General features: G+C 73.1%; 11 protein-coding genes. 7 read left to right on the top strand and 4 right to left on the bottom strand.

The genetic code is table 11. The features are described 5' to 3' along the window. Positions 1-7: 7 nt before the first annotated feature. On the bottom strand, positions 8-1,489 hold the full coding sequence (locus ACFY1J_RS38225) for an MFS transporter (protein ID WP_390708508.1): 1,482 nt from the start codon (positions 1,487-1,489) through the stop codon (positions 8-10). 187 nt (positions 1,490-1,676) lie between these two features. Here ACFY1J_RS38225 and ACFY1J_RS38220 point away from each other — a divergent pair, with 187 nt between their 5' ends. The 4 genes from ACFY1J_RS38220 to cmdF all read left to right on the top strand — a co-directional run bounded on the left by ACFY1J_RS38220 (position 1,677) and on the right by cmdF (position 7,158). Beyond that, positions 1,677-2,972: a cytochrome P450 gene (locus ACFY1J_RS38220; protein ID WP_390708507.1), complete on the top strand. Its 1,296-nt coding sequence runs from the start codon at positions 1,677-1,679 to the stop codon at positions 2,970-2,972. Beyond that, complete coding sequence (locus ACFY1J_RS38215; protein WP_390708506.1) at positions 2,969-3,997, top strand: FkbO/Hyg5 family chorismatase; 1,029 nt, start codon at positions 2,969-2,971, stop codon at positions 3,995-3,997. The genes ACFY1J_RS38220 and ACFY1J_RS38215 overlap by 4 nt, the downstream gene beginning before the upstream one ends. Continuing rightward, complete coding sequence (locus tag ACFY1J_RS38210; RefSeq protein WP_390708505.1) at positions 3,994-5,481, top strand: class I adenylate-forming enzyme family protein; 1,488 nt, start codon at positions 3,994-3,996, stop codon at positions 5,479-5,481. Before ACFY1J_RS38215 ends, ACFY1J_RS38210 begins: the two co-directional genes overlap by 4 nt. Before the next feature lie 66 nt (positions 5,482-5,547). Beyond that, on the top strand, positions 5,548-7,158 hold the full coding sequence (gene cmdF / locus ACFY1J_RS38205) for a tyrosine 2,3-aminomutase (protein WP_390708504.1): 1,611 nt from the start codon (positions 5,548-5,550) through the stop codon (positions 7,156-7,158). Between the two features lie 81 nt (positions 7,159-7,239). Here the strand turns inward: cmdF and ACFY1J_RS38200 are convergent, their stop codons facing one another. Further along, a complete protein-coding gene (locus tag ACFY1J_RS38200) occupies positions 7,240-8,823 on the bottom strand; it encodes an MFS transporter (protein ID WP_390708562.1) in 1,584 nt (527 codons plus the stop codon). A 282-nt stretch (positions 8,824-9,105) separates the two neighbouring features. Here ACFY1J_RS38200 and ACFY1J_RS38195 point away from each other — a divergent pair, with 282 nt between their 5' ends. Further along, entirely contained in the window at positions 9,106-9,546 is a 441-nt protein-coding gene (locus ACFY1J_RS38195) for an enediyne antibiotic chromoprotein (protein WP_390708503.1), read from the top strand. A gap of 188 nt (positions 9,547-9,734) precedes the next feature. Here ACFY1J_RS38195 and ACFY1J_RS38190 read toward each other — a convergent pair whose 3' ends face one another. Beyond that, the gene (locus ACFY1J_RS38190; protein ID WP_390732843.1) at positions 9,735-11,123 is read right to left on the bottom strand and encodes an FAD-binding oxidoreductase; all 1,389 of its coding nucleotides are present in this window, start codon (positions 11,121-11,123) and stop codon (positions 9,735-9,737) included. A 61-nt stretch (positions 11,124-11,184) separates the two neighbouring features. Then, entirely contained in the window at positions 11,185-12,723 is a 1,539-nt protein-coding gene (locus ACFY1J_RS38185; protein ID WP_390732842.1) for a methyltransferase domain-containing protein, read from the bottom strand. A gap of 285 nt (positions 12,724-13,008) precedes the next feature. Here ACFY1J_RS38185 and ACFY1J_RS38180 point away from each other — a divergent pair, with 285 nt between their 5' ends. Together ACFY1J_RS38180 and ACFY1J_RS38175 are read left to right on the top strand one after the other, a co-directional pair. Next, positions 13,009-14,178 (top strand): epoxide hydrolase family protein, encoded by a 1,170-nt coding sequence (locus ACFY1J_RS38180; RefSeq protein WP_390732841.1) that lies wholly within the window; start codon positions 13,009-13,011, stop codon positions 14,176-14,178. Positions 14,179-14,240: 62 nt separating this feature from the next. Continuing rightward, a complete protein-coding gene (locus ACFY1J_RS38175; RefSeq protein WP_390708498.1) occupies positions 14,241-15,650 on the top strand; it encodes an extracellular solute-binding protein in 1,410 nt (469 codons plus the stop codon). The last annotated feature ends 14 nt before the right edge of the window (positions 15,651-15,664 follow it).

Raw genomic sequence — 15,664 nt, 5'->3', positions numbered from 1 at the left:
GCCCGGCTCAGCTCCCGCCGTGCCGGCGCAGTACGGTGACCAGCCGGCCGGCGAGGACCACGGCGAGCGCGGCGATCGCGACCTCGGCGACCATCGCCGGTGTGTACCGCAACGGCAGTGCGGCCGACGACGGGTAGAGGACGATGCCGACGACGGCGATGCCGAGCGCCGCGGCGAGCTGCTGCGTGGTCGCCAGGACGCCGGCCCCGGCTCCCGCGTCCTTCGGCGGCACCCTGCTCATCACGGCGCCGGTCAGCAGCGGCACGATCATGCCGTTGCCGAGCCCGTACACGGCCATGCCGGTGAGCAGTACGGCCATGGAGGCGCCGTCGGACGTGAGGCCGGCGGCGGCCGGCGCCGCGGCGAGACCGAGCGCGATCAAAGCGGCCGCGAGGACGAGGACGCGCTCGCCGAACCGCGCCCGCAGCGGAACGGCGAACCGTGAGCCGACGGCGATGGCGACGGCCGCGGGGGTGAACGTCAGCCCGGCCTCGGCGGAGCTGAGCCCGGCCTCGTCCTGCAGGTACAGGGCGAGGACGACGGCGAAGGGCACGCTCGCCATGTAGAGCAGGAAGTTGAGCAGGACCCCGTGCACGAAGACGGGTACGGAGAACAGGTCCACCGGCAGCAGCGCCGGCCGTCCCCGGCGCACCCTGGCGCGCTGGTTGCGTACGAACACGGCCGCCAGGACGCAGCCCGATGCGCACAGCGCCAGCCCGGTGGGCAGGAACGGCCACTGCCGGACCGCGGCGAGCGGCAGCAGGACCAGCGCCACCGACACCGCGCTGAGCACCGCGCCGGTCGCGTCGGCGCCCTTCCCGGCCAGGGCGGGCCGGTCGGCGTCCAGGGTGAGAGGCAGCAGCAGGAACACCGCCAGGCAGAGCGGCACGGCCACCAGGAAGACCGGGCGCCAGCCGAGACCGAACACGTCCCAGGCGGGCAGGGCGCCGCCGAGGATCTGGCCGAGCACCATGCCGAGGCTCATCGACACCGCGAACCAGGACAGCGCCCTGGGCTGTTCGGCGGGCGGGAACTGGGTCCGGATCAGGGCCAGTACCTGCGGCTGCAGGACCGCGGCGGCCGCGCCCTGGGCGAGCCGGGCCGCGATGAGCGAGCCGGGCGAGTAGGCGAGCGCACAGGCCAGCGTGGTCAGCGCGAACACCGCGATGCCGGCCCGGTACATGCGCCGCCGTCCGAACAGGTCGCCGAGCCGGCCGCCGGTGATCAGCCCGAGTCCGTAGACCAGCCCGTATCCGCCCACCACGGCCTGGAACTCGAACGGCGTCAGCCGGAACGACTGGTTGATGGACGGCGCCGCGAGATTGACGCAGAACTGGTCGAACAGCGACAGGAAGGGTCCGACCAGCAGGAGTACCAGCGCCAGGCGACGGCGCGGGTTGGGCGGTGGCGGGGCGGGGCTGTGCCCCCCGCCCCCGTGCTCGTGCCTCTCGAACCGTGCCGCGGGCTGCCGGTCGACGAGTTCCGTCATGTGTGCCTGTCCCCTCCACGCGTGTCCTGCGGGACATCCCACGAGCTGCGCGCGGCGGACGGCAAGCGGACATGGCGGAGTCGCCGCGGGCCGCCGAGGGCCGCGCAGGCTTGCGCAACTCGCCGTGGACACGGTCCGGACGGGCCGCACATTCTGCCGACGCAAGCAGACGCAGAAAGGCTGTGCGATGAAAAGCGGTCGTTCGGCGATGCACCTGTCCTTCGAAGGCGAAGCCGGCCATGACGAGGCCCGCTCCCTCGTGCTGCGGTTCCTGAGCGGTGACGTCCACGTCGACCCGTATCCCGTGCTGAACCGCATCCGCGAGGCGGGACCGGTGTGGCTCGGTGACGACGTGGTCGTCCTGTCCTCCTACGCACACTGCGCCGCCGCCCTGCGCGCGGCCGACCGTACGCCGGCCCCCGTCGGCGTCTGCCCGGTCCCCATGGCCCGGTCGCACCGTGTGCTGGACCGCGTCCTGGGCGCGGACGCGGTGGCGGACCTCGCGCCCCTCGTGCGCTCCCTCGTCGACGACCGCCTGGACTCGGTGGCGGCCCGTGGCCGTCTCGAGGTGGTCAGCGACCTGGCCCACCCGGTGCCCATGGCCGTCCTGTCCCGGCTGCTGGGCCTTCCGGCCGGTGACGCCCAGTGGCTGCACCGGCGGCTCGCCGCACTCGGCGCGGCTCACGACCTGCCGCTCACCGGCGCCCGGAACCCCGCGCGCCTGGCCGAGCGCCGCTTTGCCGAGGCCGAGCTGGAGACCTACCTCGCCGAGGCGGTCCGCGACCGGCGCGGCCGGGCCGACGGTGACGACCTGCTGTCCCGGCTGGTCCGGGCCGACGGAGACGGGGAACGGCTCACCGATGCCGAGGCCACGTCGGCCGGCCGGCTCCTGCTCGCCTCCGGGTACGAGACCACCGCCGCCCTCGTCTCGTGCGGCGTGCTGGCGCTGCTGCGCGCCCCGCACGAGATCGACGCACTGCGCCGCGACCCCCGGCGCGCGCACCGCCTGGTGGAGGAGACCCTCCGCGTCGACCCGCCGGTGCAGGTCCTGCAGCGCCTGGCCGGCACCGACCTCGACCTGTGCGGGACGCGCGTCCCGCGCGGCACCGTGATGGTGCTGCTGCTCGCGGCGGCCCATCGCGACCCGGCGCTCACCCCGGCCCCCGACGTCTTCGCCCCGGAAGGCGCCCCGCCGCACCTGGCGTTCGGCGCGGACCCGCACCACTGCCCCGGGGCGCCGCTGGCCCGGTTGATCGCGCGGACCGTGCTCGTGCGCTTCGTCCAGCGCGTCACCGGCGCGCGGTTCGCCCTCGGCAGCACGTCCTACCGGCCCTCCGTCGCACTGCGCGGGCTGCGGGCGCTGTGGGTGGACGCGGACGGCTTCGCCGCCCGGGACCTGCCCTGGCAGCCTGCCGACGGCCAGGTGCCGGACCTTCGACCACCCGCCCATGCCGCGCGCGACGCGGCGGGAAGGACATCGTGACAGTCACGCACCCGGACACGACCCGGACGGCCGCCCTGGACTGCCTCTTCGTCAGGCCCGGCGACGACCAACGGGCCCACACCGCCGGCCGGCACGTGCTCGGCAGGGTGACCTACGGCCATGGCGGCAAACCCCCGCAGCTGCACGACGGCGCCCCCCTGGCCCGGTTGGCCATGGCCGCCGCGGGCGACGAACGGATCACCGAGGTGTGGACCACCGACCGGCCGGTGCGCCGCGGCCGGGACGGCGACCTGGTGTACGCCGAGGACGGCGAGCACTTCCTGTGCGCGGTACGCATCGAGGAGCAAGACGTCTACCGCGACACGGTGCGCGCGGTGTACGAGGCGGCGTTCACGCTCATGTGGCGGCTCGGCTACACGGAACTGCTGCGCATGTGGAACCTCGTGGGAGCCATCACCGGCCCCAACGGCGAGGGCATGGAGAACTACCGGGACTTCTGCGTGGGCCGCGCCCAGGCGTTCGAGTCCTGGTCGGGGCGGATCGCGGGCATGCCGGCGGCCACCGGCATCGGCTCCCTGCGCCCCGGCATCGACATGTACTTCCTGGCCTGCCGCGACGGCCGGACCCGGCACCTGGAGAATCCGCGCCAGACCCCGGCGCACCGGTATCCGGACCGGTACGGGCCGAAGTCGCCCAGCTTCGCCCGCGCCACCCTCCTGGAACCGGCCGACGGCAGCCGGCCGGTGCTCTATGTGTCGGGTACGGCCAGCATCATCGGCGACGACACCGTCCATCCCGGCGACGTGGAGCGGCAGTGCGCCGTCACCCTCGCCAACATCGAGGCGCTCATCGCGCCCGAGAACCTCGGCCGGCACGAACTGGCGGGCGGTTTCCGCCTGACCGACCTGGACTGCGTCAAGGTCTACGTCCGCGACGCCGGCCACCTGCCCGCGGTCCGCGCCCACTGCGCGAAGGCGCTGGGGGCGGGCCGGGACATCGCCTTCTTCAACGTCGACGTGTGCCGCCCCGACCTGCTGGTGGAGATCGAAGGGATATGCCGATGACCAACTTCGCGCAGCGGCTGGCGGACACCGCCCTGTCCCGGGGCTGGCTGGAACGGCCCGCGTACCACGTCGGCGACAGCGTGTACCGCTTCGAGGACGTGTACGCGGGCGCGGCCCGGGCCGCCGCCGCGTTCGTCTCCCGTGGACTGGGGCGTGGCGACCGGATCCTGATCGCCCTGCCGGACGGCATCGAGTTCGTGTGGGCGTTCCTCGGTGCGCTGCGCATCGGGGCCGTGGCCGTGCCGGTCAACTCCATGTTCCACCCGGAGGAGATGCGGCGCGCGGCACTCGTCGCCGAGCCCGCGGCCGTCGTGGCGGACGCCGGGTTCGCGGACCGGTTCACGGCGCCGGTGCTCACGCCGGACGCCCTGTACGGCGACGCCGTGGCGCCGCCGCCGTACGCCCCGGTCTCGCGGGACACCCCGGCGTTCGCGGCGTTCACCTCCGGCACGACCGGCGGTCCCAAGCTGTGCTTCCACACCCATGGCGATCCGGAGGTCCTGGTGCGGGCGGCCGGCGGTGCCGTGCGGGTGAGCGCCGCCGACGTGAGCTATTCGGTGCCCCGCATGAACTTCGCCTACGGGCTCGGCAATTCGCTGTTCTTTCCGCTGCTGACCGGCGGCGCCACCGTCCTCACTCCCCGGCGGCTCGCACCGGGCGACGCGCTGGCCGTTCTGGAGAAGCACGGCGTGAGCGTGTTCTACAGCCAGCCGACCTTCTTCGCGCACATGCTGGGCCACCCCGACGCCCCGCGGGTCCTGGGCGGCCTGCGGGTGGCGGTGGTGGCCGGGGAGGTGCTGCCCGAGTCCCTGGAGCAGCAGCTGCGCGATGTGCTCGGGCCGCGGCTGCTGAACGTGTACGGCACGACCGAGATCGGGCACGCCGTACTGGCCAACGGGCCCGAGGCAGTGCGGGAGTTCACCCTCGGCAGGGTCCTGGCTCCGTACCGGCTGCGGATAGTCGACGAGGCCGGCCGGCCGGTCCCGGCGGGTGTCGAGGGCCGGGTGGAGGTGTCGGGGCCGACCATCGGGCTCCCGGTCCCGCGCGGTGGGGACACCCCCGTCCGGCTCGGCACGGACGCCTGGTTCACCACCAATGACGCCGCCACGATGGACGCCGACGGGTTCGTCCGGGTCTACGGACGGCTCGACGACGTGGAGATCGTCGCCGGCATCAACGTGCACCCGGCGGAGATCGAGGACCGGCTGATGGCGCACCCGGCCGTCGAGGAGGCCGCGGTGTGCGCGGTGCGGCGCGGCACGGGCGTCTCGGTGCTGCGCGCCTACGCCGTCCTGCGCGACGCGGTGGACGGCACCGCCGCCCAGGCGCTGCGCGCGGAACTCCTCGACGCCTGCCGCGCCTCGCTGACCTGGTACAAGGTGCCGGAGGACATCACCTTCACGGCCCGGCTCCCGCGCAATCCGACCGGGAAGCTGCTGCGCCGCACCATCCGCGCGCTCGCCGCCGAGGACGCCCTGAGCTGATCCCGGACGCGCTCCCCTGTTCGTCCCACCTTTTCCATCACCCCGCCTATGCCTGGAGTGAAAGCGTTGACCTCAGTCGAGACTTCCGCCGCCGTCGCCTTCGACGGCCAGACCCTCACCATCGACGCCGTCCGGCGCATCGCCGAAGAAGGGGCACGGGCAGCCGTCGCCCCCGAGGCGGTCGACAGGACCCTGCGCAGCCGGGCGATGCTCAATGAGCTGGCCGGGCAGAACGTCCCCATCTACGGCGTCACCACCGGGTACGGCGAGATGATCTACATGCAGGTCGACAAGTCGAAGGAGGTCGAGCTCCAGACCAACCTGGTGCGCAGTCACAGTGCCGGGGTGGGGCCGCTGTTCGCCGAGGACGAGGCCCGGGCCATCGTGGCGGCCCGCCTCAACACCCTGGCCAAGGGGCACTCAGCGGTGCGCCCGGAGATCCTGGAGCGCCTGGCCCTGTATCTGAACCGGGGTATCGTCCCGGCGATTCCGGAGATCGGCTCGCTGGGCGCCAGCGGTGACCTCGTACCCCTGTCGCACCTGGCGAGCACGCTGATCGGCGAGGGGTACGTGCTCCGGGACGGCCGGCGGGTGGAGACGGCGACGGTGCTGCGCGAGGAGGGCATCGAGCCGCTGCGGCTGAGGTTCAAGGAGGGGCTCGCGCTGATCAACGGCACGTCGGCGATGACGGGTCTCGGCTCGCTGGTCGTCCAGCGCGCCCTGGCCCAGACCCGGCAGGCCGAGCTGGTCTCGGCCCTGCTCAACGACGTGCTGCGCGGCTCGGCCAGCCCGTTCCTCGCCGAGGGTCACGACGTGGCCCGTCCGCACCGCGGGCAGATCGACTCGGCCGCCAACATACGGGCCCTGCTGGCCGGCAGCCGGCTGATCGCGGAGCACGCGGAGCTGCGCCGGCAGGTGCAGGACGTCAAGGAGGACGGCCGGGACGTCCAGCGCACCGACACCTACCTCCAGAAGGCCTACACGCTGCGGGCCGTCCCGCAGATCCTCGGCGCGGTGCGCGACACCCTCTACCACGCGCAGGACAAGCTGGAGATCGAGCTCAACTCGGCCAACGACAACCCGCTGTTCTTCGAGGGCCAGGAGATCTTCCACGGCGCGAACTTCCACGGCCAGCCGATCGCCTTCGTCCTGGACTTCGTCACCATCGCGCTCACCCAGCTCGGTGTGCTCGCCGAGCGGCAGCTCAACCGACTGCTGAACCGTCATCTCAGCTATGGCCTGCCCGAGTTCTTGGTGGCCGCGAACCCCGGTCTGAACTGCGGCTTCGCCGGCGCCCAGTACCCGGCGACGGCGCTGGTCGCGGAGAACCGGACGATCGGGCCGGCCTCCACCCAGTCGGTGCCGTCCAACGGCGACAACCAGGACGTGGTGAGCATGGGCCTGATTGCGGGCCGCAACGCCCGCCGGGTGCTGGGCAACAACAACCGGATCCTCGCGGTGGAGTTCCTCGCCGCCGCCCAGGCGGTCGACGTCTCCCGCCGCTACGACGAGCTGAGCCCGGCCTCGCAGGCGACGTACGACGCGGTGCGGTCGCTGGTGCCCACGCTGGGCGTGGACCGGTACATGGCCGACGACATCGAACTCGTCGCGGCCGCGCTCTCGCGCGGCGAATTCCTCACCGCGCTCGGCAAGTACACCGGGATCGAGCTGCGCTGACGCGGCCGGAACGCCAAGCGCCGCCGGATGGCCTCGTGGGGCCGTCCGGCGGCGCTTGGCGTGCGGGCGGAGCGGGGGGCGTCAGGCGGCGAGGATCTTCTCCTCCGTCGACTCGGCCCCGGCCTCGGCCGGGGCGGCCTGCTCCTGGCCGATCGGCGGGATGTGGCGCATCAGCGCCACGAAGAACACGCCCGCTACGGCGATCAGTCCGGCGGCGACGGCCGCGACGGTGTGGATGCCGCCGGTGAAGGCGGCGCGGACCGGCTCCATCAGTGCGTCGGCCACCTGCCCGGGCAGGCTGTGCGAGGCGGCCGCGGCGCCGGAGACGCTGTCGCGTGCGGCGTCGGCCGCACCGGCGGGAACGCCGGCCGGGACGGTGGAGTGGATCTGGTCGCGGTAGACGGCGAGACCCAGGGTGCCCAGCGTCGCGACGCCGAGGGCGGCACCGAACTCGTTGCTGATCTGGGAGAGCGCGCCGGCCGAACCGGCCTTCTCCGGCGGGACGGTGCCGACGACCATGTTGGTGCCGAGGGCGACCAGCGGGGCGCCGCAGAAGGAGAACACCGCGAAGCCGACGACGAGGGTGGTCGTACCCGAGTCGGCGCTCAGCTGGGAGAAGACCAGCAGGACGGTGACCACGCCGACCAGGCCCGCGCCGATGACGTAGGCGGGGCGCACCTTGCGCGCGATGATCGGGCAGACCATGAAGGAGACGGTCGCCGCCGCCATGCCCGGCAGCAGGCCGAGACCGGAGTCGATCGGGCTCATGCGCTGGGCGGCCTGGAAGTACTGGGTCATCAGGAGCATGACCGTGCCGCCGATGAGGCTGTAGGCGAGCAGGCCGAGCAGCGAGGCGTTGAAGCGGCCGTGGCGGAAGAGGGTCACGTCGAGCAGCGGGGAGGTCAGCGTGCGCTGGCGGCGGACGAAGAGCGTGCCGAGGACGACGCCGAGGACGATGGCGGCGACGGGCAGCGGGTGCCAGCCGTTGCGGGCCAGGTCCTTGATGCCGTAGATGACCGGGATGGTGGTGCCCAGGTTGAGGGCGACGCTCGGCAGGTCGATGCCGCCCGCCTCCGGGTTGGCGGACTCGGGCAGCACCTTCGGTCCGGTGATCAGCAGCAGGACCATCACCGGCACGCCCATGAGGAAGAGCGAGCCCCACCAGAAGTGCTCCAGCATGACGCCGCCCAGCATGGGGCCGATGATGGCGCCGAGGGTGAAGCAGCTGGCCCACAGGCCGATGGCGGTGGCCCGCTGCTTCTCGTCCTTGAACATGGTGGAGATCAGGGCCAGCGTGGACGGGCTGATCGCGGCGCCGGCGACGCCCAGCAGCACCCGGGCGGCGATCAGCATGCCGGGGCTGGTGGCGAACGCGGCGAGCAGGGAGGCGGCGCCGAAGGCCGCGCCGCCCATCAGGAGCAGCTTGCGGCGGCCGATGCGGTCGCCGAGGGTGCCCATGGGCACCAGGAAACCGGCGACCATGAAGCCGTAGATGTCCATGATCCACAGCTGCTGGTTGCTGTTCGCGCCGAGGTCCGCACTCAGATGCGGCAGGGCGAGGAGCAGTACGAAAACGTCGAGGGCCACGAGCAGGGTGGGCAGGGCGAGGATTCCCAGCCCGATCCACTCCTTCCGCCCGGCCTTGGGAGCAGCGCCTGCAGTCATGTGCCTGTTCTTCCCGTCGTCGAGTGTGGTGGGGGCGTTGGCGTCGCTGCCCTGGGACACGCGAGGCCGCCCCCGAGCGTCTCGCTCCGGGCGGGTGGGCCGCATCTCGCAGAATGCCCTTCTGCGCCGGGAACCGAGTGGGTTTCATGAAGCAACCTGGAAGATGCCCGGGGTGATCACCGGCCCCTAACGTCATTGGCGGACACCGGGATGCGGCCCCGAGAAAAGCCCCGATCCCCCCGTCCTTCTGCTTCCCCTCACACATGACATGGAGTCAAGAACATGACCGTCAAGAACAAGCTCGGCCTCGTCACCCGTCTCGGCGCCGCCGCCGCCATCGCCGCCGGTCTGGCCGTCGCCGTCCAGCCCGCCGCCATGGCCGCCTCGCCGGTCGTCTCGGTCTCGCCGGCGACGGGCCTCGCGGACGGGCAGCAGGTCACCCTCACCGCGTCCGGACTGACCCCGAACACGGTCTTCCACGTCGGTCAGTGCGCGTTCGTGGAGCCGACCAAGTACGGCTGTGACGCGACCACTTCCAAGGACGTCGTCTCGGACGCCCAGGGCAAGGTGAACACCACGCTGGTGGTGCACAGCTCCTTCCAGGCCGTGGTGACGGCCGACGGCCAGGTCTGGGGCACGGTCGACGCCAAGACCACCCAGACCCAGGTCGGCCTGGGCAGCAACACGGGTGAGGGCGGCGGCCAGGTGATCAGCTTCAAGTAGTCCGCTCCCCGCTCCCGCATCCCCCTCCGAAGCCCCTGGCATGCCGGCCGCCCGCCGGCCTGTCGGGGGCTCGGGCGTGTCCAAGGGCTCGGGCGTGTCCGGAGTCCCGGGCGTGTCCGGGATGCTGGGCCGGGACAGCACGACGGCGCGGGCCCACGGGGGCCCGCGCCGTCGGTCCTTACGGGGTGTCAGCCGGCCGCGCTCGCCCCGGGCGCGATGTCACCGGCGAAGCGCCGGTGCGGGTCGATCCGGGCCCGTACCCGGTCCACGGCGGCCACGGCCTCCGGGTCGAGATGGCACTGCGGCCGGTCCGCGCCCTCGACCAGGGACGGCACCGTGCGGCCCGTGTTCCAGGGCTCCAGCGCGGCCCGGACGGTGGCGCAGTGCGCCTCCAGGTCCGCCGGGGTGACGGGCCCGAACGGCGGGCCCGAACCCATGTACGCGTAGGCCGCGTCCACCTGGTTCAGTACGCCGCCGCGGGGGTCGGCGTCGGCGAACGCGCCGCCGAGCTGACGTAGCGTCGCCACGACGAGCGGCGAACCGGAGCCCTCGCCGAGCACGCTCAGGAACGCCTCCACCGTGTCGTCGCCGAGTTCCGCCAGAAGCAGGTGGTCGCCGATGAACGGCACCGGATCCGCCGGGTCCATGTGGGCGTCGAGGACACCGGCGGCGTCGGTGAGCGCCCAGGTGTCCATGAGTGGTTCGGCGATGCCCCGCAGCGGTGCGAGCAGGTCCTCGGCCTGGCGCCGGGCGTCGGCCACGTCGTCCGGGGAGGCGGCGAACACCGCGCCGTCGACGCAGATCACCGGGCCGGCCGCCAGCTCGGGCGGGACACCGGGGACCGGGGGCAGGTTCATCACGCGCAGCGAGGTGGTCGCCCGGCGGGGCGCCTGCGCGGCCCAGTCGCGCCAGGCGGTGAGCAGCGGACGGGCGTGGGTCGCGGACCAGTAGGTGCCTCCGGTGACCACCTTCGCCACCGGGAACAGCTCGACCTCGACGGCGGTGACGACGCCGAAGCCGCCTCCCCCGCCGCGCAGGGCCCACAGCAGCTCGGGGTCGTTCCCGGCGTCCGCGCGGACCCACGCCCCGTCGGCGGTGACGAGTTCGACCGCGCGCACGCTGTTGGCGGCCAGTCCGGTGTGGCGGCCGTAGAAGCTGACGCCTCCGCCGAGCAGATAGCCGACCACGCCGACGTGGGCCGCCGAGCCGTGCGGGGCGGTCAGGCCGTGGGGCGCGGCCGCTGCGACGACCTCGCCCCATGTCGTGCCGGCCGGTACCCGGGCGATCCGGCGTTCCGCGTCGACGACGACACCGCCCGCCAGCCGGGTGCGGACGAGCAGGCCGCCGTCGACGGCCGGCCGGGCGCCGGAGGCGTGACCGGTGGTGTGCACGCGGACGGGCAGGTCCCGGTCGGCGGCCGCACGCACGGCGGCGCGGACCTCGGCCACGCTGCGGGCGGTCACGGCGGTGTCGGGCCGCGCCGGTGCGGCGAGGTTGAAGACGGCCGTGGCCTCGTCGTACTCCGCCGTGCCGGGTGCCGCGAGGACCGTCCGCAGGACGTCGTGCTGCTGATTCATGAGAGCGGTCTTCCTTCTGTGCGTCGATGCTGCGTCTGTGCCGCGTCGGGCTCGCCGTGCGTCAGTGCTCGCGTACGGCCGTGATGAACACGAAGGTTCCCGGGCCGCTCTCCTCGCGCACCGTGAGGCCGGCGTCGGCCAGCCAGCGCCTCAGCCGGTCGAGGTCGAACAGCTGGAGGCCACCCTGGTGCTGGGGGAAGCGGTGGGCGGACTGGAAGTAGCCGTAGACCGGGTCGTCGGAGCGGCGGAAGGTCATCAGGGTGAAGGTGCCGCCCGGCCGCAGCACCCGGCTCACCTCGGCGATCGCCGCGCCGGCGTCGGCGTAGAAGGCCTGGAGGGCGTTCCAGCACACGACCGCCCCCAAGGAGGCGTCGTCGAAGGGGAGTTCGGCGGCGGAGGCCAGCACGGACGGCACCTCGGGCAGCCGCCCGCGCAGCACGTTGAGCATGGGCAGCGCGCTGTCGAGGGCGATGAGCCGCTCGGCGCCGACGGTCTCGGCGATGACGGCGGTCCACCGGCCGGCGCCGGCGCCCAGGTCGAGGACGGGCCCGTCGACGGGACGCACATGGTCGGCGATGTAGCGGTCCTCGTCCTGCGGGGTGACGGCGCCGCCCCAGTTGGAGCCGGAGACCCGCAGGAAGGCGGGGCGGGCGACGGCCTCGTAGAACAGGCCCATGCTGGGCACCCGGGACAGCTTCTCCAGGAAGTCGGCTGAGGCGTCGCCCGGTTGCTCCGTGGCGGGCGCGGTCAGGTCGAGGATGCCGCCGGCCACGGGGTAGCGAGCCGCGCAGTCGGCGCAGCGCGCGACACCGTCGTGGGAGGCCAGAGAGCCCCGGCAGGCGGGGCAGCGCAGGGCGCCGAGGTGCCGGGCGAACAGGGCCGCGTCGGCGACGGGGGCGCTGACGTCGCGGCTCTCGGGCAGGGGGGCCTCGGGCAGGTTGCGCGGCTCGCCGTGGCACACCGCCCAGTACGCGCGGGCGCCGGTGCAGCCGAGGACCGTACGGGTGTCGTTCTCCCAGTTCGCCGCCAGCTGCTGCGGCGTCAGTTCCTTGATCCAGCTCTGGTCGAAGGCACGCTCGTCCGCGTTGAGGGTCCACGCCGAGGGGGACGGCCACACCCGGCCGAGGTCCGGGCGGTCCACGTCGAGCGTGCTCAGCGACCGGTCCAGGCGGGAGAGGTCCTCCGCCTCAAGACCGAGCCCGGAGGCCACGGCGAGGACGCGCTCGCGGTCGCCGGGGAAGTGGGAGAGCAGATAGAGCAGGGCGAGGGTGAGCGGTGTGCCGATGCCCTCGGTGCCCAGCAGGTCGAGGTAGAGGTCCAGGTGGGCGCGTACGGCGCGCATGAGCTCGCCGTCCAGGTCCGGGTAGTCGGTCTCGGCGAGCAGGCCCAGCAGGACGGCCAGGTGACCCTTGCGGTCGGTACCGGCGTGCTCCAGGGCGGCGACGAGCGAGGGCACCGCGGCGAGGGCGTCCGCGCTCGCCGCGCCGTCGTCCCACAGGGCGTCCACCAGCGCGCGGAAGGCCGCGGGCACGTCGTCCGGCACGGTGCGTACGAACGCCTCGGCGAGGCCGACGGCGGCGGGGGCGGGGGAAACGGTCATCTGGCGTGTCCTTCCTGGGTCGGTGCGGCAGGCGCCGGCGCCGCGCGCGATGCGCCACGCTGCCAGCGGCCGCGGCAGCGCCGCATCTTCCTGGCTGCGCTCCTGCGTCCCCGCCGCCGCGGGCGGGCGGGTGCAGCAATCCGCAAGATGCGGAGGGCTGTTGGGGCGGCGGACGATACGGCTGGGCGCCCCGGGTGGTCCGGGAGCCGATCCCCGCCCTGTGCGAGCGCGCCCGTGTCCCCTCGACCGACGACCGCCTGGCGGTCAGCCACTGACGGAGCGCTCATGCATCCCTTCCGCATCGACATCCCGCAGGCCCAGCTCGACGACCTGCACCGCCGCCTGGACGCGACGCGCTGGCCCGACGAGCTGCCCGGTGTGGGCTGGGACCGCGGCGTGCCACTGGGTTACCTCAAGGAGCTCGCCGAGTACTGGCGCACCTCGTTCGACTGGCGGGCCGCGGAGGCCCAGCTGAACGCGCACCCGCAGTTCACCGAGGAGATCGACGGCGCCCGTGTGCACTTCCTGCACGTGCGCTCCACCGAGCCGGACGCCACGCCGCTGCTGCTCACGCACGGCTGGCCGGGCTCCGTCGCCGAGTTCCTGGACGTGATCGGTCCGCTGACCGACCCGCGTGCGCACGGCGGCGACCCGGCGGACGCCTTCCACCTGGTGATCCCGTCGATTCCCGGCTACGGGTTCTCCTCGCTGACCGAGACCGGGTGGGACACCGCGCGCATCGCCCGCGCCTGGGCCGAGCTGATGGCGCGTCTGGGCTACGACCGTTATGTCGCACAGGGCGGCGACGCCGGAGCGGTGATCTCCCTGGAGCTCGGCCGCATCGATCCCGAGCACGTCGCCGGCGTGCACGTGAACATGCTGATGACCTTCCCCTCCGGCGACCCCGCCGAGCTGGCCGCTCTCGACGAGCGCGACCAGGCGCGGCTGGGCAAGCTGGCCCGCTTCGACGCGGAGCTGTCCGGCTACATGAAGCTCCAGCAGACCCGCCCGCAGACGCTGGCGTACGCGCTCACCGACTCGCCGGTCGGCCAACTGGCCTGGATCGTCGAGAAGTTCCTGGACTGGACGGGTGCGACGGCCCTGCCCGAGGACGCGGTCGACCGCGACCGGCTGCTGACGAACGTGACGATCTACTGGCTGACGGCCACCGCGGGTTCGTCCGCGCAGTTCTACTACGAGGGCGCTGCCGGTGTGCGCGCCGCGGCGGCCGGGTCCGTACCACCGCCGCTGACCGTGCCGGTGGGTGTCGCCGTCTTCCCGGACGACATCTTCGTGCCCGTCCGCAGCCTCGCCGACCGGGACATCCCCACCATCACGCACTGGACGGAGTTCGAGCAGGGCGGCCACTTCGCCGCGCTGGAGCAGCCCGCCGCCCTCACCGGCGACATCCGGGCCTTCGCCCGCAGCCTGCGCCCCGTGGCCGTGACGGCCTGACGGCGCGGCGCGAACGCCCCGACCCGGTTCGACAAGACAGACCAAGAGAAACGAGGCATCGCATGACCGCCAGGACCGTGATCGACGTCTGGGTGGCCGACCTGACGTTCCCCGGCTACATGGACCGGCTCCACCGGCTCGGAGCGGAGTTCGAGAAGGCGCACCCCGAGTACCGGATCAACATCGAGGGCCGCGACTTCCGGCTGCTGTCGCAGCAGATCGCCGAGGCCGCGCAGGCCGGCCGTCCCCCGGCGGTCGCGGAGTACTACTTCGCGGTCACCCAGGCGGCCCGCGACTCGCGCGCCCGCGACGGGAAGCCGCTGTTCACCTCGGTGCAGAAGGCGATCGCGGGCCGCGACGAGATCCTCGGCGAGCCGGTCGTCATCGACGACCTCGTCCCGGCCGTGCGCGAGTACTACTCGGTCGACGGGGACCTCACCTCGATGCCCGCTGTCGTCACCGCCATGCTGATCTACGGCAACCAGTCGGTCCTGGACAAGGCGGGCATCGGCTCGCTGCCCACGACGTGGGGCGAGATAGAAGCGGCCTGCGAAGCGGTGGCGGCCCTTCAGGGCGGTCCCTCGCACGGTGTCACCTGGTCCAACCACGGGCTGTTCTTCCAGCAGGCGCTCGCCGTGCAGGGCGGTGAGCTGGCCGACAACGCCAACGGCCGCGCGGGCCGGGCGAGCCGCCTGGACCTGTCGTCGAAGGAGATGCTCACCTGGGCCGAGTGGTGGCGGGAGCTGCACCGCCGGGGCCACTACCTCTACACCGGGAAGATCCCGGACTGGGAGGGCAACATCAAGGCGTTCGCCGACCAGGACGTGGCGCTGCGCATCACCTCGTCCAACGACCTCAACTACATGGCGATGGCCGCCGAGAACGCCGGCTTCGAGATGAGTGTCGGCCGCTTCCCGGGCCGCGACGGCGAGGCGTACGGCGGCAACATCATCGCGGGCACGTCGCTGTGGCTGGCCGACGGCCTGGACGAGGTCACCCAGGACGGCGCGCTGGCCTTCATGCAGTTCCTGAACAACCCGCGCAACGCCGCCGACCGGCACATCGCCTCCAGCTTCGTGCCGGTCACCCGCTCCTCCTACCAGCTCCTGGAGGACGAGGGCTGGTTCGAGGCCAATCCGTACCACCGCCTGGCCAGCGGACAGCTCGGCTCCTACGCCGAGGGCCAGGGCGAGGGCGTGCCGCCGTGCCGCGGCGCCCTGTTCGGCGACTTCGCCGGCGCCCAGGACGTCATGACCCGGGCCATGGACGACGTGCTCCAGCGGGGCGCGGAGCCCGCCGAGCGCTTCGCCGAGGCCACCACGGAGGCGCAGGAACTCCTCGACGCCTACGAGAAGGACCGCGTCGACAACGGCGTACGCAACCCCCAGAGCCTGCGCGTGGAGTACTTCCGCGACGCGGAGGCCTACACCGGAGCCCAGCTGGAGAACGCGGTGAAGGGCACGACGAAGTAGCCACCGGCACACCG

The organism is Streptomyces sp. NPDC001406, from assembly GCF_042895285.1.
Taxonomy (GTDB): Bacteria; Actinomycetota; Actinomycetes; order Streptomycetales; family Streptomycetaceae; genus Streptomyces.
This window is presented reverse-complemented; position numbering and strand designations above follow the sequence as displayed.

Bases quoted from the DNA above. Each gene is read 5' to 3' on its own strand.
- ACFY1J_RS38225 (WP_390708508.1), bottom strand. From the start codon at position 1,489: ATGACGGAACTCGTCGACCGGCAGCCCGCGGCACGGTTCGAGAGGCAC.
- ACFY1J_RS38220 (WP_390708507.1), top strand. From the start codon at position 1,677: ATGAAAAGCGGTCGTTCGGCGATGCACCTGTCCTTCGAAGGCGAAGCC.
- ACFY1J_RS38210 (WP_390708505.1), top strand. From the start codon at position 3,994: ATGACCAACTTCGCGCAGCGGCTGGCGGACACCGCCCTGTCCCGGGGC.
- ACFY1J_RS38200 (WP_390708562.1), bottom strand. From the start codon at position 8,823: ATGACTGCAGGCGCTGCTCCCAAGGCCGGGCGGAAGGAGTGGATCGGG.
- ACFY1J_RS38195 (WP_390708503.1), top strand. From the start codon at position 9,106: ATGACCGTCAAGAACAAGCTCGGCCTCGTCACCCGTCTCGGCGCCGCC.
- ACFY1J_RS38190 (WP_390732843.1), bottom strand. From the start codon at position 11,123: ATGAATCAGCAGCACGACGTCCTGCGGACGGTCCTCGCGGCACCCGGC.
- ACFY1J_RS38185 (WP_390732842.1), bottom strand. From the start codon at position 12,723: ATGACCGTTTCCCCCGCCCCCGCCGCCGTCGGCCTCGCCGAGGCGTTC.
- ACFY1J_RS38180 (WP_390732841.1), top strand. From the start codon at position 13,009: ATGCATCCCTTCCGCATCGACATCCCGCAGGCCCAGCTCGACGACCTG.
- ACFY1J_RS38175 (WP_390708498.1), top strand. From the start codon at position 14,241: ATGACCGCCAGGACCGTGATCGACGTCTGGGTGGCCGACCTGACGTTC.